This window comes from Mesorhizobium sp. M0074, assembly GCF_040322975.1.
Taxonomy (GTDB): Bacteria; Pseudomonadota; Alphaproteobacteria; order Rhizobiales; family Rhizobiaceae; genus Mesorhizobium.
The window spans coordinates 14,308-29,376 of record NZ_JAMYUM010000013.1; the positions used below are offsets into that span (position 1 = coordinate 14,308).

19 protein-coding genes are annotated in these 15,069 nt (G+C 63.9%); 5 read left to right on the forward strand and 14 right to left on the reverse strand.

Annotation, left to right across the window (positions count from 1 at the left end):
• Positions 1-62: 62 nt before the first annotated feature.
• Positions 63-632: a putative glycolipid-binding domain-containing protein gene (locus NKJ73_RS18415; RefSeq protein ID WP_023675150.1), complete on the reverse strand. Its 570-nt coding sequence runs from the start codon at positions 630-632 to the stop codon at positions 63-65.
• A gap of 214 nt (positions 633-846) precedes the next feature.
• Between NKJ73_RS18415 and ubiG the strand changes: the two genes are divergently transcribed.
• Positions 847-1,596: a bifunctional 2-polyprenyl-6-hydroxyphenol methylase/3-demethylubiquinol 3-O-methyltransferase UbiG gene (gene ubiG / locus NKJ73_RS18420; protein WP_023675148.1), complete on the forward strand. Its 750-nt coding sequence runs from the start codon at positions 847-849 to the stop codon at positions 1,594-1,596.
• Positions 1,597-1,615: 19 nt separating this feature from the next.
• On the opposite strand, the gene NKJ73_RS18425 is transcribed toward ubiG, so the two are convergent.
• Complete coding sequence (locus NKJ73_RS18425; protein WP_352503215.1) at positions 1,616-2,506, reverse strand: DMT family transporter; 891 nt, start codon at positions 2,504-2,506, stop codon at positions 1,616-1,618.
• A 101-nt stretch (positions 2,507-2,607) separates the two neighbouring features.
• Here NKJ73_RS18425 and NKJ73_RS18430 point away from each other — a divergent pair, with 101 nt between their 5' ends.
• Positions 2,608-3,093: a MarR family winged helix-turn-helix transcriptional regulator gene (locus NKJ73_RS18430; protein ID WP_352542481.1), complete on the forward strand. Its 486-nt coding sequence runs from the start codon at positions 2,608-2,610 to the stop codon at positions 3,091-3,093.
• A 69-nt stretch (positions 3,094-3,162) separates the two neighbouring features.
• Positions 3,163-4,656 carry an FAD-dependent monooxygenase gene (locus tag NKJ73_RS18435; RefSeq protein ID WP_352570517.1) on the forward strand — a complete coding sequence of 498 codons (1,494 nt, stop codon included), beginning with the start codon at positions 3,163-3,165 and terminating at the stop codon, positions 4,654-4,656.
• Positions 4,657-4,718: 62 nt separating this feature from the next.
• Here the strand turns inward: NKJ73_RS18435 and NKJ73_RS18440 are convergent, their stop codons facing one another.
• Both NKJ73_RS18440 and NKJ73_RS18445 read right to left on the reverse strand, forming a co-directional pair.
• Positions 4,719-5,372, reverse strand: coding sequence for a Vgb family protein (locus NKJ73_RS18440; protein WP_023675144.1), 654 nt, complete (start codon positions 5,370-5,372; stop codon positions 4,719-4,721).
• Between the two features lie 9 nt (positions 5,373-5,381).
• Positions 5,382-6,602, reverse strand: coding sequence for a helix-turn-helix domain-containing protein (locus NKJ73_RS18445; protein ID WP_352570518.1), 1,221 nt, complete (start codon positions 6,600-6,602; stop codon positions 5,382-5,384).
• 179 nt (positions 6,603-6,781) lie between these two features.
• Between NKJ73_RS18445 and NKJ73_RS18450 the strand changes: the two genes are divergently transcribed.
• Positions 6,782-7,582 carry an SDR family NAD(P)-dependent oxidoreductase gene (locus NKJ73_RS18450; RefSeq protein WP_352570519.1) on the forward strand — a complete coding sequence of 267 codons (801 nt, stop codon included), beginning with the start codon at positions 6,782-6,784 and terminating at the stop codon, positions 7,580-7,582.
• Between the two features lie 77 nt (positions 7,583-7,659).
• Here the strand turns inward: NKJ73_RS18450 and NKJ73_RS18455 are convergent, their stop codons facing one another.
• From NKJ73_RS18455 to NKJ73_RS18475, 5 genes are read right to left on the reverse strand one after another with little or no spacing between them, the layout of a single operon-like run.
• Entirely contained in the window at positions 7,660-8,355 is a 696-nt protein-coding gene (locus NKJ73_RS18455) for a hypothetical protein (RefSeq protein ID WP_352570520.1), read from the reverse strand.
• An 8-nt stretch (positions 8,356-8,363) separates the two neighbouring features.
• The gene (locus tag NKJ73_RS18460) at positions 8,364-8,789 is read right to left on the reverse strand and encodes a DUF1178 family protein (protein WP_352471325.1); all 426 of its coding nucleotides are present in this window, start codon (positions 8,787-8,789) and stop codon (positions 8,364-8,366) included.
• A complete protein-coding gene (locus NKJ73_RS18465) occupies positions 8,786-9,652 on the reverse strand; it encodes a carbon-nitrogen hydrolase family protein (protein WP_352570521.1) in 867 nt (288 codons plus the stop codon). Before NKJ73_RS18465 ends, NKJ73_RS18460 begins: the two co-directional genes overlap by 4 nt.
• 10 nt (positions 9,653-9,662) lie before the next feature.
• A complete protein-coding gene (gene grxC, locus NKJ73_RS18470; protein ID WP_352491813.1) occupies positions 9,663-9,932 on the reverse strand; it encodes a glutaredoxin 3 in 270 nt (89 codons plus the stop codon).
• Positions 9,933-9,960: 28 nt separating this feature from the next.
• Positions 9,961-10,761: a ComF family protein gene (locus NKJ73_RS18475; RefSeq protein ID WP_352570523.1), complete on the reverse strand. Its 801-nt coding sequence runs from the start codon at positions 10,759-10,761 to the stop codon at positions 9,961-9,963.
• Positions 10,762-10,815: 54 nt separating this feature from the next.
• On the opposite strand from NKJ73_RS18475, the gene NKJ73_RS18480 reads away from it, so the two are divergent.
• Positions 10,816-11,688 (forward strand): methyltransferase domain-containing protein, encoded by an 873-nt coding sequence (locus NKJ73_RS18480; RefSeq protein ID WP_352453067.1) that lies wholly within the window; start codon positions 10,816-10,818, stop codon positions 11,686-11,688.
• 50 nt (positions 11,689-11,738) lie between these two features.
• Here NKJ73_RS18480 and NKJ73_RS18485 read toward each other — a convergent pair whose 3' ends face one another.
• From NKJ73_RS18485 to argJ, 5 genes are all read right to left on the reverse strand, one after another.
• Positions 11,739-11,918, reverse strand: coding sequence for a Flp family type IVb pilin (locus NKJ73_RS18485; protein ID WP_352456654.1), 180 nt, complete (start codon positions 11,916-11,918; stop codon positions 11,739-11,741).
• Between the two features lie 126 nt (positions 11,919-12,044).
• On the reverse strand, positions 12,045-12,350 hold the full coding sequence (locus NKJ73_RS18490) for a hypothetical protein (RefSeq protein ID WP_023677980.1): 306 nt from the start codon (positions 12,348-12,350) through the stop codon (positions 12,045-12,047).
• Positions 12,351-12,477: 127 nt separating this feature from the next.
• Positions 12,478-12,900, reverse strand: coding sequence for a (deoxy)nucleoside triphosphate pyrophosphohydrolase (locus NKJ73_RS18495; protein WP_023677979.1), 423 nt, complete (start codon positions 12,898-12,900; stop codon positions 12,478-12,480).
• The gene (locus NKJ73_RS18500) at positions 12,897-13,676 is read right to left on the reverse strand and encodes a GNAT family N-acetyltransferase (RefSeq protein WP_352570524.1); all 780 of its coding nucleotides are present in this window, start codon (positions 13,674-13,676) and stop codon (positions 12,897-12,899) included. The genes NKJ73_RS18495 and NKJ73_RS18500 overlap by 4 nt, the downstream gene beginning before the upstream one ends.
• A complete protein-coding gene (gene argJ / locus NKJ73_RS18505) occupies positions 13,676-14,917 on the reverse strand; it encodes a bifunctional glutamate N-acetyltransferase/amino-acid acetyltransferase ArgJ (protein WP_352570526.1) in 1,242 nt (413 codons plus the stop codon). The genes NKJ73_RS18500 and argJ overlap by 1 nt, the downstream gene beginning before the upstream one ends.
• Positions 14,918-15,069 lie beyond the last annotated feature (152 nt).

A 15,069-nucleotide genomic window follows, 5' to 3' on the forward strand; every position in this document is an offset into this window, starting at 1 on the left:
GCCGGGCGACACACCAGCGCAGCATCGCGCCTGCACTGCTTCTTGCCAAAATGGTGCTCGCTTCAGCCCAGCTGTGCCGTGGCTCTCCACAGGCGCGGATAGTCGAGGACGAAACCGAGCGGCGAGACCTCCAGTGTCTCGTGGTAGCCGAACATCGGGGCGGCATAGGCGTAATGTGCAGCATCGACGCGCTGATAGGTTTGCTCGAGGCGAACGAGCCTGAGTTCGGGAAATGTCAGATAGGCTGCCGGCGCGGGCGTCGCCATACCGACATCGAGGGCAAAACGACGAAGCGCCAAAAGGTTTGTGGCGGGCGTGAAGCCGAGATCGACATCGATGAGACCGTCGACTTCCGCTTGATGCTCGCCGTTCAGCGTCCATTGGCGCTCGGTCAGCCGGTCGATCCTGTAATGCAGCTCTTGCGTGCCGAGAAAGCCGTCGGCGCGCGCCGATCGTGTATGCCAATCGGCGTCGCAGTCCGCCTCGTAGGCGATGCTGCACGGCTCGCCGTCCTGGACGAAAAGCGCCTGTCCCCTGAGGTTCCACCGAGAGCCCGATTCCGACAGAAGGCAAGCGTCGTGGCCTTCCTGGTCAAGCCGGCGCCAAAGAATGGAAGCAACCGCTCGCATCATTGCGCACTCCTCCGAACCCGATGTCTCTGCTTCGTCCGCCAAAGCCTAGGCGTTTCCTTCCGGCACACCATCAACTGACACGTGCTGACACAAATGCAGCCGGCAAAAGGCGGCGCCGGAAGGCATCGCGCGCATCGCACCGCCGGCGGTGAATTTCGCGCCTTGACATTCGCAGCCTCGCGCCCGACTTCCTAGCGTCCGAGGAGACCACGCCATGCCAGAGCCCCGACGATCGACGATCGATGCCGGAGAGGTGGAACGCTTTTCCGCCCTTGCCGCCGAATGGTGGAACCCGAACGGCAAGTTCCGCCCGTTGCACAAGTTCAACCCGATCCGGCTTGCCTATATCCGCGATCAGGTGGCGGCCCGCTTCGGCCGCGATCCGCGTGCGGCACGGCCGTTCGAAGGCCTGCGCTTCCTTGACATCGGCTGCGGCGGCGGGCTTTTGTGCGAGCCGATGGCGCGGCTTGGCGCCGAAGTGGTCGGCGCCGATGCCTCCGCCACCAACATCGAAGTGGCCAAGCTGCATGCGGCGGAAGTCGGCGTGAGCGTGGATTATCGCGCCACGACCGCGGAAGACCTTGCCGATGCCGGCGAAAAATTCGACGTCATCCTCAACATGGAAGTGGTCGAGCATGTCGCCAATGTCGATCTGTTCCTGGCCAAATGCGGCGAGATGGTCAAGCCTGGCGGCATCATGTTCGTCGCCACCATCAACCGCACGCTGAAGGCCCTGGGCCTGGCCATCATCGGCGCCGAATATGTGCTGCGTTGGCTGCCACGCGGCACCCACCAGTTCGGCAAGCTGGTGCGCCCCGAGGAACTGGAAAAGGCGCTTGCCGGCGCCGGCCTGACCGTCATCGACCGCACCGGCGTCACCTACAACCCGCTCGCCGACCGCTGGCAGCGCTCGAAGGACATGGACGTCAACTACATGGTGCTGGCGGAGAAGGCATCCGTCTGAAGCTTACGCCTTCTGGCCCCTATGGCCTCTGGCTTTGCGCCTTGGTGGTGATGAACACGCCGGCGGTGATGATGACGGCACCGGCCCAGGTCAGCAGTTGATAGCGCTCGCCGAGGAAGAGGGTCCCGGCAAACAGCCCGACCGCCGCCGCGACGTAGCCGATCTGGCTGAGATAGACCGGGCCGCCGACCGCTTGCAGGCGGAAGAAGAAGGCGAACATCGCCGAGGCTGATGCCACCTGTGCCGCAGCGACCAGCGGCACGCCGCCGAGCGAGCCGAATGCATTGCCGCCAAGCAGGACCAGAATGCCGGCAAACAGCATCAAGGCTGCTGCCAGATGGCTGCCGACGGCGAGCTCGATCGGGCCGGTGCCTTCGGGCCAGTCGACGGTACGGTAAATGTTGCCGGCGGCGAGGCTGACCGGGATGAGCAGGCCCATCGCAACCCAGAAAAATTCGGCCGGCTGGCCCGCTTCGCCGCGCGTCACCGCCACCATGACTGCGCCGACGAAACCGACGACTATGCCGACGATGCCCAGCATGGTCGGGCGCCTGACGCCGAGCAGCATCGAGAACACCAGCGTGACGACCGGCGACAGCGTGAACATGATGCCGCTGTAGCCGGCGCCCAGATGCGGAATGGCTGAAAACATCAGCAGATTGGGGATTGCATATGAGACGGCCGCGGTGACGAAGAAATAGCGCAGCCTGTGCGGCGTAAGCCGCATGCGCTTCCCGTTGAGCAGCAATGCGCATAAAAGCACGCCGCCGGCACCAAGCGAGATGACGAAGGCCCAGACCATGGCGGCCACGCCGGCCGCCGTCGCGATCTTGCCGAACGGCAGCGTCAGGCCGAGCAGTCCACCGGTGACAACCAGAAGGCCAAGCGCCGAGTCCCAGAGAAATTTCATCGCACCGTCCCGTCGCCCGTTCGCGGCACTTGGCCAATATCGCAAGCTGAGGTAAGATAAGCTAAAGATTCTTCACGTCAAGATACATAACGGTGAGAGACATGGATCGCGCAGCAAAAGCGATCGGGCAATGGAAAAAGGAACGGCCGGATCTCGATGTCTCGCCGATGGCCGTGCTCGGACGGTTGAACGAGGCCGCCTCGCTGATCGCACGAGAGCGGCTGGCGCCGCTGTTTGCAAGTTACGGGCTGCAATCCGGAGAATTCGATGTGCTGGCAACGCTGCGTCGTTCCGGGCCGCCATACGCGCTGACGCCGACGGCTCTCTACGAGGCGACGATGGTGACGTCGGGCGCGATGACCAACCGCCTCGACCGGCTCGAGAAATCCGGCCTGATCAAGCGCGGGCCGCACCCCGACGATCGCCGCGGCATTGTCGTGCAGCTGACTAAAAAGGGTCTGGCGTTGATTGACGAGGCGGTTACCGCTCACGTCGCCAACGAGCACCAGATACTTTCCGGCCTGATACGCCCGGAGCAGATCATGCTCGCTCGCCTGCTCGAAAAATTGATAGCGAGCCTGAACTAACCCAAACGGCAACCACTGGGACTCTGCGATCATTGCATTGGGAGTCGTAACTGCCAGAGGAGTTTGCCGATGACAGAACATGCAGTCGTGATTGCCGGAGGAGGTCCGACGGGCCTAACCCTGGCAGGCGAGTTGGCGTTGGCAGGCATCGACGTAGCCATTGTCGAACGCCGCCCGAACCAAGAGCTTGCCGGTTCGCGTGCTGGAGGTCTGAGTTCACGCACTCTCGAAGTTTTCGATCAGCGCGGCATCGCGGACCGGTTCCTCGCCGAAGGACAAATAGCCCAAGTCACCGGATTCGCGGCGATGCGTTTAGACATCAGCGATTTTCCGACCCGCCACAACTACGGGCTGGCGCTGAGACAGAAACACATTGAGCGCATTCTCGCTGGATGGGTCAGCGAGCTGGCAGTGCCGATCTATCGCGCCCGTGAATTAACGTGTTTCGTGCAGGACGACGCCGGCGTCACCATCGAACTGTCCGATGGTGCGTCGCTGCGGGCAAGCTATCTCGTCGGGTGTGATGGAGGCCGCAGTCTGGTCCGCAAAGCTGCTGGCATTGAGTTTCGAGGATGGGATGCGACGACCAGCAGCATCCTCGCCGAGGCCGAGATGGCGGAGGAGCCGCCACTGGGCATTCATCGCACCGCACTTGGCATCCATGCCTTCGGCAGGGAAGAGTACGAAATTCGTGACGGCAAGGTCGTCTTTGCCGATAAAGGTCCCATAGGCGTCATGGTCACTGAAAAGAATGTCGGCGCCACGACCGAGCCCACGCTGCGCGATCTCCGCGAAGCGCTCGTCGCCGCATGCGGAACAGATTACGGAATCCATAGCCCAACCTGGATTTCCAGGTTCACGGACATGTCGCGGCAGGCGGCGGCTTACCGCAAGGGCCGGGTTCTCCTAGCGGGCGATGCCGCCCATGTGCATTCCCCGGTGGGCGGACAAGGCCTCAATATCGGTGTGCAGGATGCGGTGAACCTCGGTTGGAAGTTGGCCCAAGTGGTGAAAGGAACATCGCCTGAACGCTTGCTCGACACTTATCACATCGAGCGGCATCCGGTTGCGACCCGCGTGTTGCGTACGACAATGGCACAGGTCGCATTGCAACGTACTGATGATCGCACTGAAGCCTTGCGTGAAATCGTATCAGAGCTCCTTGGGATGGAGGAGCCTCGCAAACGGATCGCTGCCGAGATGTCCGGACTTGGTATCCATTACGACCTCGGCCAGGGGCATCCGCTGGTCGGCCGCCGCATTCCTGACCTCGACCTGGCCACGCCTGATGGTCCCATGCGCGTATTTGCGCTCCTCCAAAAAGCGCGGCCAGTGCTCTTGAATCTCGACGCGCCGGGCAGCCTCGACATCAAGCCGTGGTCAGACCGCATTAAGTTGGTTTACGCCAAATGGGACGATCCATGGGAGTTGCCTGCGCTAGGTTTGGTCTCCGCTCCAACCGCAGTTTTAATCCGACCCGATGGATATGTTGCTTGGGTAGGCGACAGGACGCAGGATGGTCTTCAAGACGCGATGAACACCTGGTTCGGACCACCGGGCTAAAAACCGCAAAAACCAGTTAGCTCGAATGGTCCCGAAATCAAACGGCTACGGAGGGCAAAAACTCAGATTCTGGTCGCCGAGCCTCGTTTGGGCCGGCGAACAGCTCTGATCTTGCCGCTGTTTCCGCCGCCACAGAAAAACTGGTCGCCGCCATCGGATTCGAGCCCCGACACGCCTGTTCCCGGCGGCATATCGAGCTTCTCAAGGACCTTTCCCGTTTCAGGATCGATCCGTCTGACATCGCTCTCCTCGCCCTCCCAGGTGCCATGCCACAGCTCGCCGTCGACCCAGCTGACGCCGGTGACGACGCGGTTGGAAACGATGGTGCGAAGGATTGCCCCTGTCTCGGGATCGACCTGATGAATCTTTCGGCCCCGATGCTGCCCGACCCAGAGTGTTCCTTCGGCCCAGGCGAGCCCGGAATCACCGCCATTGCCGGGCGCCGGGATCGTCGCCAGGACGTGGCCATTCTTCGGATCGATCTTCTGGATACGATCCTCGGCGATCTGATAGAGATGCTGGCCGTCGAAGGCCGTTCCGGCGTGTGCCGCGACATCGATCGAGCGCACCACTTTGCCGCTTGCCGGATCGAAGGCGTTCAATCTGTCGCCTGAGGCAAACCAGACATGCTCACCGTCGAAGGTAACGCCGTCTACGTGGTCGACACCCGGAAAGGGTCCATATTCTCGAAGGATTTCGGCTGCGGATCGTTCCATGATTCCATCCTAGTAGCCCGGCAGTGGGCCGGGGAGTAACAAGATTGTCGGGAAACCCGTCAGCGGTGGGGTCATCCAGCGACGCGCCCGTCCGCGGCCGAACGACTGCACCTTGCCGGCCAGGGCGAGTTGCTCGAGCGCTCGCTGCACGGTACGCGAACTGGCTCCCAGCACAATCGACAGGGCCGAACTCGACCAAGACTCGCCGTCGGCGAGAAAGGCGAGCACGGCGGCATGCTCTTCTTCGACGGGTGGCGCCAGCACGACGACCTCACCTGCGCGGCGCGGGGCCAGCGCAAAGCCCCGCTTCGTCGCGCTCACATCCGCCAAACTCCGAAGCTCCGCGCGAAGCCGCCCGGCTTCGACCCGTAACCGTGCGCGATGTGATTCGTCCGCGTCCTTTCCGCGGAAAGCGCGCGCAATAAGCATACTTCTTGCCACGTCAGCCGGCCAGGCTTCGGCCAGCGCGCGGGCCAGCGCGAACAGCACCGGGCGGGTCGCCAGCGAGACGACGTTGTCTGCGACCCGCACGACATTGCGGCATGCATCCACCACGAGCGCCCCCGACGCCAGGAGCGCTTCGACTTCATCGAGCAGGAGGGGCCGTTCCCCGCCACGCGCGACAAGGCGTGCGGCCGGCGTGTCCAGCACCAGCGATGCGCTCTCCACCTCCGCGATCAGCGCGGGGATGCCGGACGCGCGCGCCGCCCGCGCCGCCAGGCCAAGCGCGGCGCGCGCAGGGCCGGTCCGCAAGCGGCGGATGGCGATGCCGGCGACAGCCAGCTCGTGGGCGGCCCGCGATGCCGGCGGCAGCGGCGAGGGATCGAAGCCGTCCAGCCTGCGCTCGGCTTCGTCGAGATGGCCGATCAGCAGCAGGCGCCGAACGTCGAGGTTGCGCGCATGCGCGGCGTTGACGCGGTCGCCATGCTTTTCAAGCGTCGCCCGTGCGGCGTCGAGTGCCTTGGCCGGCCAGGTAAGGTCGCGCGAGACGAGCGCGATCTCGGCCTCGGCGACGATACACCGCGCGCGGGCCACGGCCTCCCTCGGGCTGAATGCGCGCGCCGCCCTCTTGAGAAGAACCTTCGCCCGAACCAGGTCGCCAAGCTGCGCCATCGCGATACCGCGCAACGCCAGTGCCGGCGCATCGTCGCGCAGCGCAACCCGCTTCAAGGCGCCGAGCGGATCGCCCGCCGCAAGCGCATGCGCCGCGGCCGTGATCAGCGAGTCCATCGGAATCCCGTCACACTTGTCACTCCCATGGCTTCGACGTCCGGCGCTAAGTCCATCTCACCAACCAGTCGTATCGACAACGGCGACTGTAGCCAACCTGAGTTGCGGCGCGCCAACCTTGAGTCGCGGCTAGACTGTGCACTAGCTCGAACGCAACGATAAGCACTAGGAGAGACGCAATGAAGATCGAAGGTTCAACCATCCTGGTGACTGGAGCCAATCGGGGCATCGGTCGGGCACTGGTCGAGGAAGCCCTGAGCAGAGGCGTAAAGCGCGTCTATGCTGCAACCCGCCAAGCCATGGCCCACCCTGACCGGCGTGTGACGTCCCTGACCATGGATGTGACCAACGCTGCGCAGATCCGGGAGGCCGTCGAGAAGATCGATGCTCTCGATATCCTCATCAACAACGCCGGCGTATCCCCCATCGATGACCTCAGCGACCGTCGTGTGCTCGAACAACAGCTCGCCGTAAACCTCTTCGGCTCGTACGACGTTACCCAGGCTCTGCTGCCGTTGCTCGCCCGGTCGCGGGGAGCCATCGTCAACATTCTGTCGCTGGCCTCGATTGCCGCCGTGCCGTTCAGTCCGGCCTACTCGGTCTCGAAGGCGGCCTCGTTCTCGCTGTCGCAGTCGTTGCGCACCCTTTTGGCCGGACGGGGTGTCAGCGTCCACAGGGTCCTTCCCGGCCCGGTGGACACGGACATGACACGGGGCCTGGACATTGCGAAGGCCTCTGCGGAGTCTGTCGCGCGGGCAATCCTGAACGGCGTGGAGAACGGCGAAGAGGAAATCTTCCCCGATCCCATGTCGGAATCCCTGGCGGAGGGCTGGCGCAGCAGTGCAGTCAAGGCGCTTGAACGCCAGTTTGCAGCCTATGCGGAAGCAAGCCCGTCAAGTGAAGCAAGCCCGTCAGGCAGTGGGCATGAAAGAAGCAGCGAAACGATTACCCGCGAGGCCCATCCTTGCTGCTCGGCCTGAAATTGCGGACGCTTGTGCAGGGGGCGGCGGCATCGCCGCTCTGGGCGGAAGCGAATCCCCACAAGCGAAACGGAGCATCATTTTCGCTTGTCGAAATGCGCTTCAGCTTCTTGTCGCCTGATACGCCTCTGATATCGCCGCCGGGCGAAAAAGACGATCAAGTCTGCCAGCCAACCTGGAGCATTGAGATGGAGCAAGGCATCACGCGCGCTATCAATTTGCCGACCATTCATCGCTACATTGGAAAAATCCGAGGGTTCCGTTTGTCGAGCTTCGACCCATTGACGAATACTCGCCCCGTCCGGCAGTTTCGCCGCAAAAGCCAGTTCACGTCTCATGCAAACCCACTCCACCCGGTGGCGCAATTCCTCCTCATAGCCAATGCCTCGCTGATGGAGACGCGCATGCGTCGCCTCATGCACTATCGCGCTGGCGATCTGGTCGCTCAGCGTGTGCTCGCCTAGAACAAATCGCCGATCAAGCTCGCAAGTCGAAGTCGATTTCACAAATTGCGCAGCGGCACCTGGATTGATTGTAATCCAGATCCGTTTGAGATCGCGGACCAGACGGCTGTATCGAACAGGGTCAAATTTCTGAATCAACCGCAGCGCGGCGGCAACCTTATCTGCATCTTTCCCACCGCTCTCGCCATTATAGAAAACTGGCAACCCATCGATCGTCCTCTTGTCGATCGACTTTATAGCCAACCAGCTGAAAACACGGATCACTACCTCTGAACCACGCCGCTTTTCAGTCTTCTCCGGATGGGGCAAGACTTTCCTCAGTTGCGGTCGTCGGGGAAGCTTGGAATAGGCATGAACTCGACGCCGTCTTCGGCGAGGCTCTTGGCCTCGTCCAGCGTCGCCTCGCCATAGATGCCGCGCGGATCGCTTTCGCCGAAATGGATCTTGCGCGCTTCCTCGGCAAATTTGTCGCCGACATAGTCGGCATTCTCGCGCACCTTGTCGGCCAGCGCCTTGAGCTGCGCCAGCGCCTGCTTCTGCGCCTCGCCCATGGCCAGCGCGATGCTTTCGCGCTTGCGCCCGGTGGAGACGGCAGGCGCCATCAGCGCCTTGTCGACCTTGTGCGAGCCGCAGGCCGGGCAATCGACGAAACCGCGCCTCTTCTGGGTGTCGAAATCGTCGTTGCTGCGGAACCAGGCCTCGAATTCGTGCTCGTGTTCGCAGATCAGGGAAAAGCGGATCAAGAGGCGGCACCCCTGAGCGGCATTGCCTCCGCCGAACCGGCGTTTACGGCAAAATCGCGTGCGTTTTTGAGATTCGGTATCTTTTTGCGCGCAGCGACTGACTGCGCCGGGTCGATCTCGGCGACGATCACCGCCGGCTCGTCATGCGCAGCTTCGGCGACGATGCGGCCCCAGGGATCGACGATCAGCGAATGGCCATAGGTTTCGCGGCCGTCCTCGTGCACGCCGCCTTGCGCGGCGGCAACCACATAGGCGCCGTTCTCGATGGCGCGCGCCCTGAGCAGCACGTGCCAATGCGCTTCGCCGGTCTGGCGGGTGAAGGCGGCGGGCACCGAAAGCAGATCGGCGCCGGCCAGCGCCTCGGCACGGAACAGCTGCGGAAAGCGCAGATCGTAGCAGACGGCAAAGCCGAGCTTCGCGCCATTGACTTCGGCGACGACGGCCTCGGTGCCAGGCTCATAGGCGGCGGATTCGCGCCAGCTCTCGCCATTGTCGAGATCGACGTCGAACATGTGGATCTTGTCGTAGGTGGCAATCCTGGCGCCGTCCGGCCCGAACAGAAGGGCGCGGTTGGCAAGCTTGCCGTCGGCGCGCAGAATGGCGGTCGAGCCGATATGCAGGAAAATGCCGAGCTCCTTGGCCAGCCGCCGCGACGTCGAGACGACGATGTCCTTGTCCTCGGAGGTGAAGGAAGCGGCCCATGCCTGGCTGTCGCGGATCAGCGCGCCGGTCATTTCCGGCGTCTGGATATAGGTCGCGCCAAGGCCTGCCGCCTCGCGCACCAGCCGTTCCAGATCGACCGCATTGCGCTCCGGGCTGGTTCCCGAACGCATCTGGATCGCCGCCGCCTTGAAACCACCCATCGTCATGTCCTTATCTGGCCGAGCCGTTGGCGAGCAATTTGTCCAGCCGTCCTTCCGCCTCCAATTCGTGGAGATCGTCAGAGCCGCCGACATGCGTGTCGCCGATGAATATCTGCGGAAAGGTGGAACGGCCGTGAGCGCGGGAGATCATCTCCTGGCGCAGCTCCGGCGAGAACGAGGCGTCGTGCTCGGTGTAGGTCACACCCTTCCTGTCGAGCAGCCGCTTGGCCGCGGTGCAATAGCCGCACATCATCCGCGTGTAGATCGTCACATCGACCATCGGTCAGCAATCCTGCCTCGTTCCTAGGCTATATAGGCGCCGATTCGTCGGCCCGAAAGTCCCCCGGCAGCACACGCGCAAAGGTCAGTACGTCGACCGCGCCGGCACCGCCCTTCTTCAACGCCTTGGCGACCGCGCGGACGGTGGCGCCGGTGGTGTAGACATCGTCGATCAGCAGCACCCGGCGGCCGGCGATTTCGATCTCCGCCTCATCAGGCACTTTGAATGCGGCGCGAACATTTTCCTCGCGTTCCCGCCGCTCAAGCCCGACCTGCTGGCGCGTGAGTTTGACGCGCCTGATGGCTGATGGCGCGAAAGGCCGCTCCCCGAGCTGCGCCACCGCCCGCGCCAGTTCCGCCGACTGGTTGAACTGCCGTCGGAAGAAACGCCGCCAGTGCAGCGGCACCGGCACGACCACGTCGGCCTCGGCGATGAGCTCGGCACCGGCGCGAAGCATCCAGCGCGCCATCCACGGCGCCAGATCGGTGCGGTCCTGGTATTTCAGCCCTTGCACCATCTGGCGGGCAACGCCGGAATAGGCGACCGCCGCCCGCGCGCGCTCGAACGGCGGCGGGTCGGCTATCGCCTCCGCCGACAGGAAACCCTCACCCATATTGTGGGTGAACGGCGTGCCCATCACCGGGCACCACGGCCGTTCCAGCAGCCTGAGTTTCGGCCAGCAGGCGCCGCACAACACGCCGGGCTGCGAGACATGGCGGCGGCAGCCGGCACAGACCGGCGGGAACAAGAGGCGCGCTGGCCAGCCCAATGCCTTGCGGGCAATGCTCTTGATCGCACTACGCTTGATCTCTGGCATGGGATCGGCCACGTGGTTGGTCCTCCGCATCACTATATCAGAGAGCGAAGCACAAGGACCTGCCCATTGCAGCCTGTAATTGACACCTCGCTCTGGCTGGCGCGCAAGCGCCGGGCACTGACCCGTCCCATCGCCGGCGCGGATTTCCTCATGCGGCGGGCGGCCGAGGATCTTGCCGACCGGCTCGGCGCCGTCGAACGCAGGTTCGGCAAGGCGGCCTCATTGTTTTGCCAGACGCCGGCAGCAGCAGAGGTGCTCGCCGAAAGCGGCAAGGTGACGGAAAACGTGCGCGTCGAGGCCGACGCCGCTTTCCTGGGTGGCCAGCCAGGACTGTTGGCGCCGTTGGAAACCGTGCCATTCGAGCCGGAAAGCCTCGACCTCGCAGTCTCGCTGCTGTCGCTGCAGGCGATGAACGACATTCCCGGCATGCTGGTGCAGGTCCGCCGGGCGCTGAAGCCGGACGGGCTTTTCCTCGGCGCCTTCGCCGGCACAGGCACGCTCTCCGAACTGCGCGAAAGCCTGCTTGCCGCCGAGACCGAGCTCTATGGCGGCGCCAGCCCGCGTGTGATCCCGTTCACCGACGTCCGCGACGCCGGCGCGCTGCTGCAGCGCGCCGGCCTGGCACTGCCGGTTGCCGACGTCGAGACGATCACGGTGCGCTACGATTCGCTATTTGGCCTGGTCGCCGACCTGCGCGCCATGGGCGAGACCAGCGCGCTTGTCGACCGCAGCAGGCGGCCGGGCACGCGAGCGCTGTTCGCGCGCGCCGCCGAAATCTATGCGGAGCGGTTTTCGGATGCCGATGGCCGCGTCAGGGCGAGTTTCTCGGTGGTCTGGATGTCAGGCTGGGCGCCCGATGCCTCTCAGCAAAAGCCGCTGAAGCCGGGCTCCGCAAAAATATCGCTGAAGACAATCCTGGAAAACCCCGGCGGCCCCTGAGCGTATCCTTGCGCAAAAGCTAAGCGTATCCCACGCAAAAGCTAAGCGGGTCACTGTGCAAAAGCGTTGGCAAGCTTGCTGCTGTTGTCGCTGAACAACCACTGGATGGCGCCGGCAGCCTGGCCAATACCAGCGACAATGGCAAGCGACAGCACGGCGACGATCAAACCATATTCGATAGCCGTCGCACCCCTCTCGTCGTCTAAAAATCGTTGCAGCAAGATTTTCATGGGCGCCCATCCCTCTTGCCCGAACCTAGCGCCGACCCGTTAAGAAAGGTTAATGCGACAGGCTTAACGCGCGGTGAACCTGCTGCATTCTAGGAAACAGCCGAATCCTAGAGATCTGTTGAGGAGTCAGCAGTCGCCGCTGCTTCTGCCATCGGCCCGTATAACGCAGACCGAACTGGGCAGCGGCTGCAGCACGCTCTTGCGTAGCGTATAGCTATCGCGCTGGCCGATCGAGCCGGTGCTCATCGTATCAAGCCCGTCGCGGGCAAACTGCGAGCGGGTCCGGCTGTCGAGGTAGGGCGTCGCGATCAAGGCCAGAGCCACCGCGGCCGAGCCGAACAAGAGGGCGATGCGCAATATTCCCATGCCGGCATTGGCGGCGCCAGGAAGGCGGTCGGGCCAAGGCGAGTCCCAGTCCTTTTCAAGGCTCATGCAAATCGCTCCCCAGCGGTGGAATCGGCGTAACCGCCTAGCGTCAATTTTTCACGGTCAGATAAATCTTTCATTAACGCTGCTGCCAGCGCGTTGCGGCGCTGCCCGATTTACGGCAGGTCGGCCGTTACAGCAGATCGATGAGGAACTGGATCAGCGGGGCATCGGCCGGCGGCATTGGAAAATCGCGCATCTGGCGCGGCCGCACCCATTTCAGCACCTGGCCTTCCTTCGGCTGGGCAATGCCGCGGAATCGACGGCAGACGAACAGCGGCATCAGCAGGTGAAAATCATCGTAGGAATGGCTGGCGAAGGTGAGTGGCGCCAGGCAAGGGATGTCGGTTTCGATGCCGATCTCCTCGTACAATTCGCGGATCAGGCATTGTTCCGGCGTCTCACCGGGCTCGACCTTGCCGCCCGGAAACTCCCACAGGCCGGCGAGTTGCTTGCCTTCGGGCCGCTGCGCCAAAAGCACGCGCCCGTCGGCATCGACCAGCGCGCAGGCCGCGACCAGGAGCAGGCGTTTGCCGATCGTATCCAAGCCGCTCATGCGCCGGGTGGCCGGCGATAGCGATAGCGATAGACTTCGTCGAATCCGAGCGAACGGTAGAGCGCCAGCGCCGGCGCGTTGTCAGCCTCGACCTGCAGCCAGGCTTCCCGCGCCCCGCGCAGCCGCGCCCATTTCAGCGCCGACCGGATGAGATGGCGGCCATGGCCCTGGTTGCGCACCGACCTGTCGGTGGCAATCTCGAACAGGCCGGCAAGGTCGCCGTCATGCACGCAGATCAACGTTGCCAGCGGTTCGCTGCCGGCCTCCAGCGCAAACAGCCCGGCCTCCGGCTGGATGGCGCCGATGATCTCCGACAGGCCCGGCCGCAGCGACACATCCGAGCCGCTCACCTTGAGCGCCGCGCCGATGAAACGGCTGATGTCCTTCAACGGAATCTGGTCCATGGCGTCGTCGAGCGTGGCGTCCGCCAGCGGCAGCCGCATGACCAGCGACTCCGCGAATATGCTCCAGCCCTCGCCGTCGAGGTACTTCGAAAGATCCGGCCCCGACAGCGGCGAGATGCGAAAGGTCAGCGGCCTGCCATAGGCGTCGAACCGACGGCTGGCGCGACCGATGCGCTCGGCAATGTGCTGGATGTCGCCCGGATCGAGCGGATTGACCGAATTCAGCCGCTTGGCCGGATGGCCGGCCGTCAGCCGCACCACCCAGGTGCCGTCATAATGGACGGCGGCCGCCGGCCAGGCGCGAAATCCGGCCGCCTCATAGCGGCGCACGATCGCCAACACGCTTGCCGGATGTCTGGAAGCCAACGCCATCAGCTCCGATAATCGCCGTTTATGGCGACATATTCCTTGGTGAGATCGCAGGTCCACACCGTCGCCTTGCCGCGGCCGATGCCGATATCGGCGCGGATGCGGATCTCGTCGCGCTTCATATACGCCGAAGTCGCCTCCTCGGAATAGGCGGCGTCGCGCTCGCCCTGATAGGCCAGGCGGTTGTCGCCGAACCAGATCGACAGAAGGTCGCGGTCGGCCGGTTCGCCGGCCTTGCCGACGGCCATGACGACGCGGCCCCAATTGGCGTCCTCGCCGGCGACTGCCGTCTTGACCAGCGGCGAATTGGCGATCGACAGCGCGATGCGCTTGGCCGAGCGGGCCGATTTGGCCCCGGTGACGGTGACCTCGACCTGCTTGCGGGCGCCCTCGCCGTCGCGCACCACCTGCAGTGCCAGCGATTTCAGCACCTTGCCGAGGGCACGGCGGAAGGCGCCGAGGCGCGCATCCTTGGGGTCGGAAATTGCCGGCGCGCCGCGCCTGGCGGCAGCACCCGTGGCGAACATCAGCAGCGTGTCGCTGGTCGAGGTGTCACTATCGACGGTAACCGCGTTGAAGGTCTTGGCCGTACCGCGCGACAGGAGGTCCTGCAGCACGGGTGCTGCGATCGGCGCATCGGTGGCGATGAAGGAAAGCATCGTCGCCATGTCGGGCGCGATCATCCCGGCGCCCTTGGCGATACCGTTGATGGTGACGTCGGCATCGCCGAGCTTGACCGTCGCGGTCGCCAGTTTGGGATAGGTGTCGGTGGTCATGATCGCCTTGGCGGCTTCGGTCCACAATTCCGGCTTGCCGTCCTTGACCAGACCGGCCAGCAGATGGCTGAACTTGCCGGCGTCGAGCGGTTCGCCGATCACGCCGGTCGAGGCCAGGAACACCTCGCCCGCTGTGCAGTCGGCCGCCTTCGCCGCCACCTCGCCCGTGAGTGCGGTCGAGGCGCGGCCCTTCTGGCCGGTAAAGGCATTGGCGTTGCCGGAATTGACGACCAGCACGCGGGCCTTGCCCGCCGTGAGGTTCTGCCGGCAGAAGTCGACCGGCGCCGACGGGCATTTCGACCTGGTGAACACGCCGGCGACCGTGGTGCCGGCGTCGAACACCATGGCCAGCAGGTCGGTACGGTTCTTGTATTTTATGCCGGCCTCGGCGGTGGCGATGCGCACGCCCTCGATGGCCGGCATCTTGGCATATTTCTTCGGCGCGAGTGGCGAAACCTGTGTGGACATGGAAGACCCCGGGCGGGAAAAATCGCGAAAGGAACGCCGGTTTGCCCGATAGCACGCGCCGGCGCAAGGCGTATTCACAGCCGTTACGGGTGCCGGACGCCTGACACCTGCCGCGGCAGCAAGCAGGCTGTTGCAAATTTGTTGGTGTCGCT

Bases quoted from the DNA above. Each gene is read 5' to 3' on its own strand.
- NKJ73_RS18415 (WP_023675150.1), bottom strand. From the start codon at position 632: ATGATGCGAGCGGTTGCTTCCATTCTTTGGCGCCGGCTTGACCAGGAA.
- ubiG (WP_023675148.1), top strand. From the start codon at position 847: ATGCCAGAGCCCCGACGATCGACGATCGATGCCGGAGAGGTGGAACGC.
- NKJ73_RS18425 (WP_352503215.1), bottom strand. From the start codon at position 2,506: ATGAAATTTCTCTGGGACTCGGCGCTTGGCCTTCTGGTTGTCACCGGT.
- NKJ73_RS18430 (WP_352542481.1), top strand. From the start codon at position 2,608: ATGGATCGCGCAGCAAAAGCGATCGGGCAATGGAAAAAGGAACGGCCG.
- NKJ73_RS18435 (WP_352570517.1), top strand. From the start codon at position 3,163: ATGACAGAACATGCAGTCGTGATTGCCGGAGGAGGTCCGACGGGCCTA.
- NKJ73_RS18440 (WP_023675144.1), bottom strand. From the start codon at position 5,372: ATGGAACGATCCGCAGCCGAAATCCTTCGAGAATATGGACCCTTTCCG.
- NKJ73_RS18445 (WP_352570518.1), bottom strand. From the start codon at position 6,602: ATGGACTCGCTGATCACGGCCGCGGCGCATGCGCTTGCGGCGGGCGAT.
- NKJ73_RS18450 (WP_352570519.1), top strand. From the start codon at position 6,782: ATGAAGATCGAAGGTTCAACCATCCTGGTGACTGGAGCCAATCGGGGC.
- NKJ73_RS18465 (WP_352570521.1), bottom strand. From the start codon at position 9,652: ATGGGTGGTTTCAAGGCGGCGGCGATCCAGATGCGTTCGGGAACCAGC.
- grxC (WP_352491813.1), bottom strand. From the start codon at position 9,932: ATGGTCGATGTGACGATCTACACGCGGATGATGTGCGGCTATTGCACC.
- NKJ73_RS18485 (WP_352456654.1), bottom strand. From the start codon at position 11,918: ATGAAAATCTTGCTGCAACGATTTTTAGACGACGAGAGGGGTGCGACG.
- NKJ73_RS18490 (WP_023677980.1), bottom strand. From the start codon at position 12,350: ATGAGCCTTGAAAAGGACTGGGACTCGCCTTGGCCCGACCGCCTTCCT.
- NKJ73_RS18495 (WP_023677979.1), bottom strand. From the start codon at position 12,900: ATGAGCGGCTTGGATACGATCGGCAAACGCCTGCTCCTGGTCGCGGCC.
- NKJ73_RS18500 (WP_352570524.1), bottom strand. From the start codon at position 13,676: ATGGCGTTGGCTTCCAGACATCCGGCAAGCGTGTTGGCGATCGTGCGC.
- argJ (WP_352570526.1), bottom strand. From the start codon at position 14,917: ATGTCCACACAGGTTTCGCCACTCGCGCCGAAGAAATATGCCAAGATG.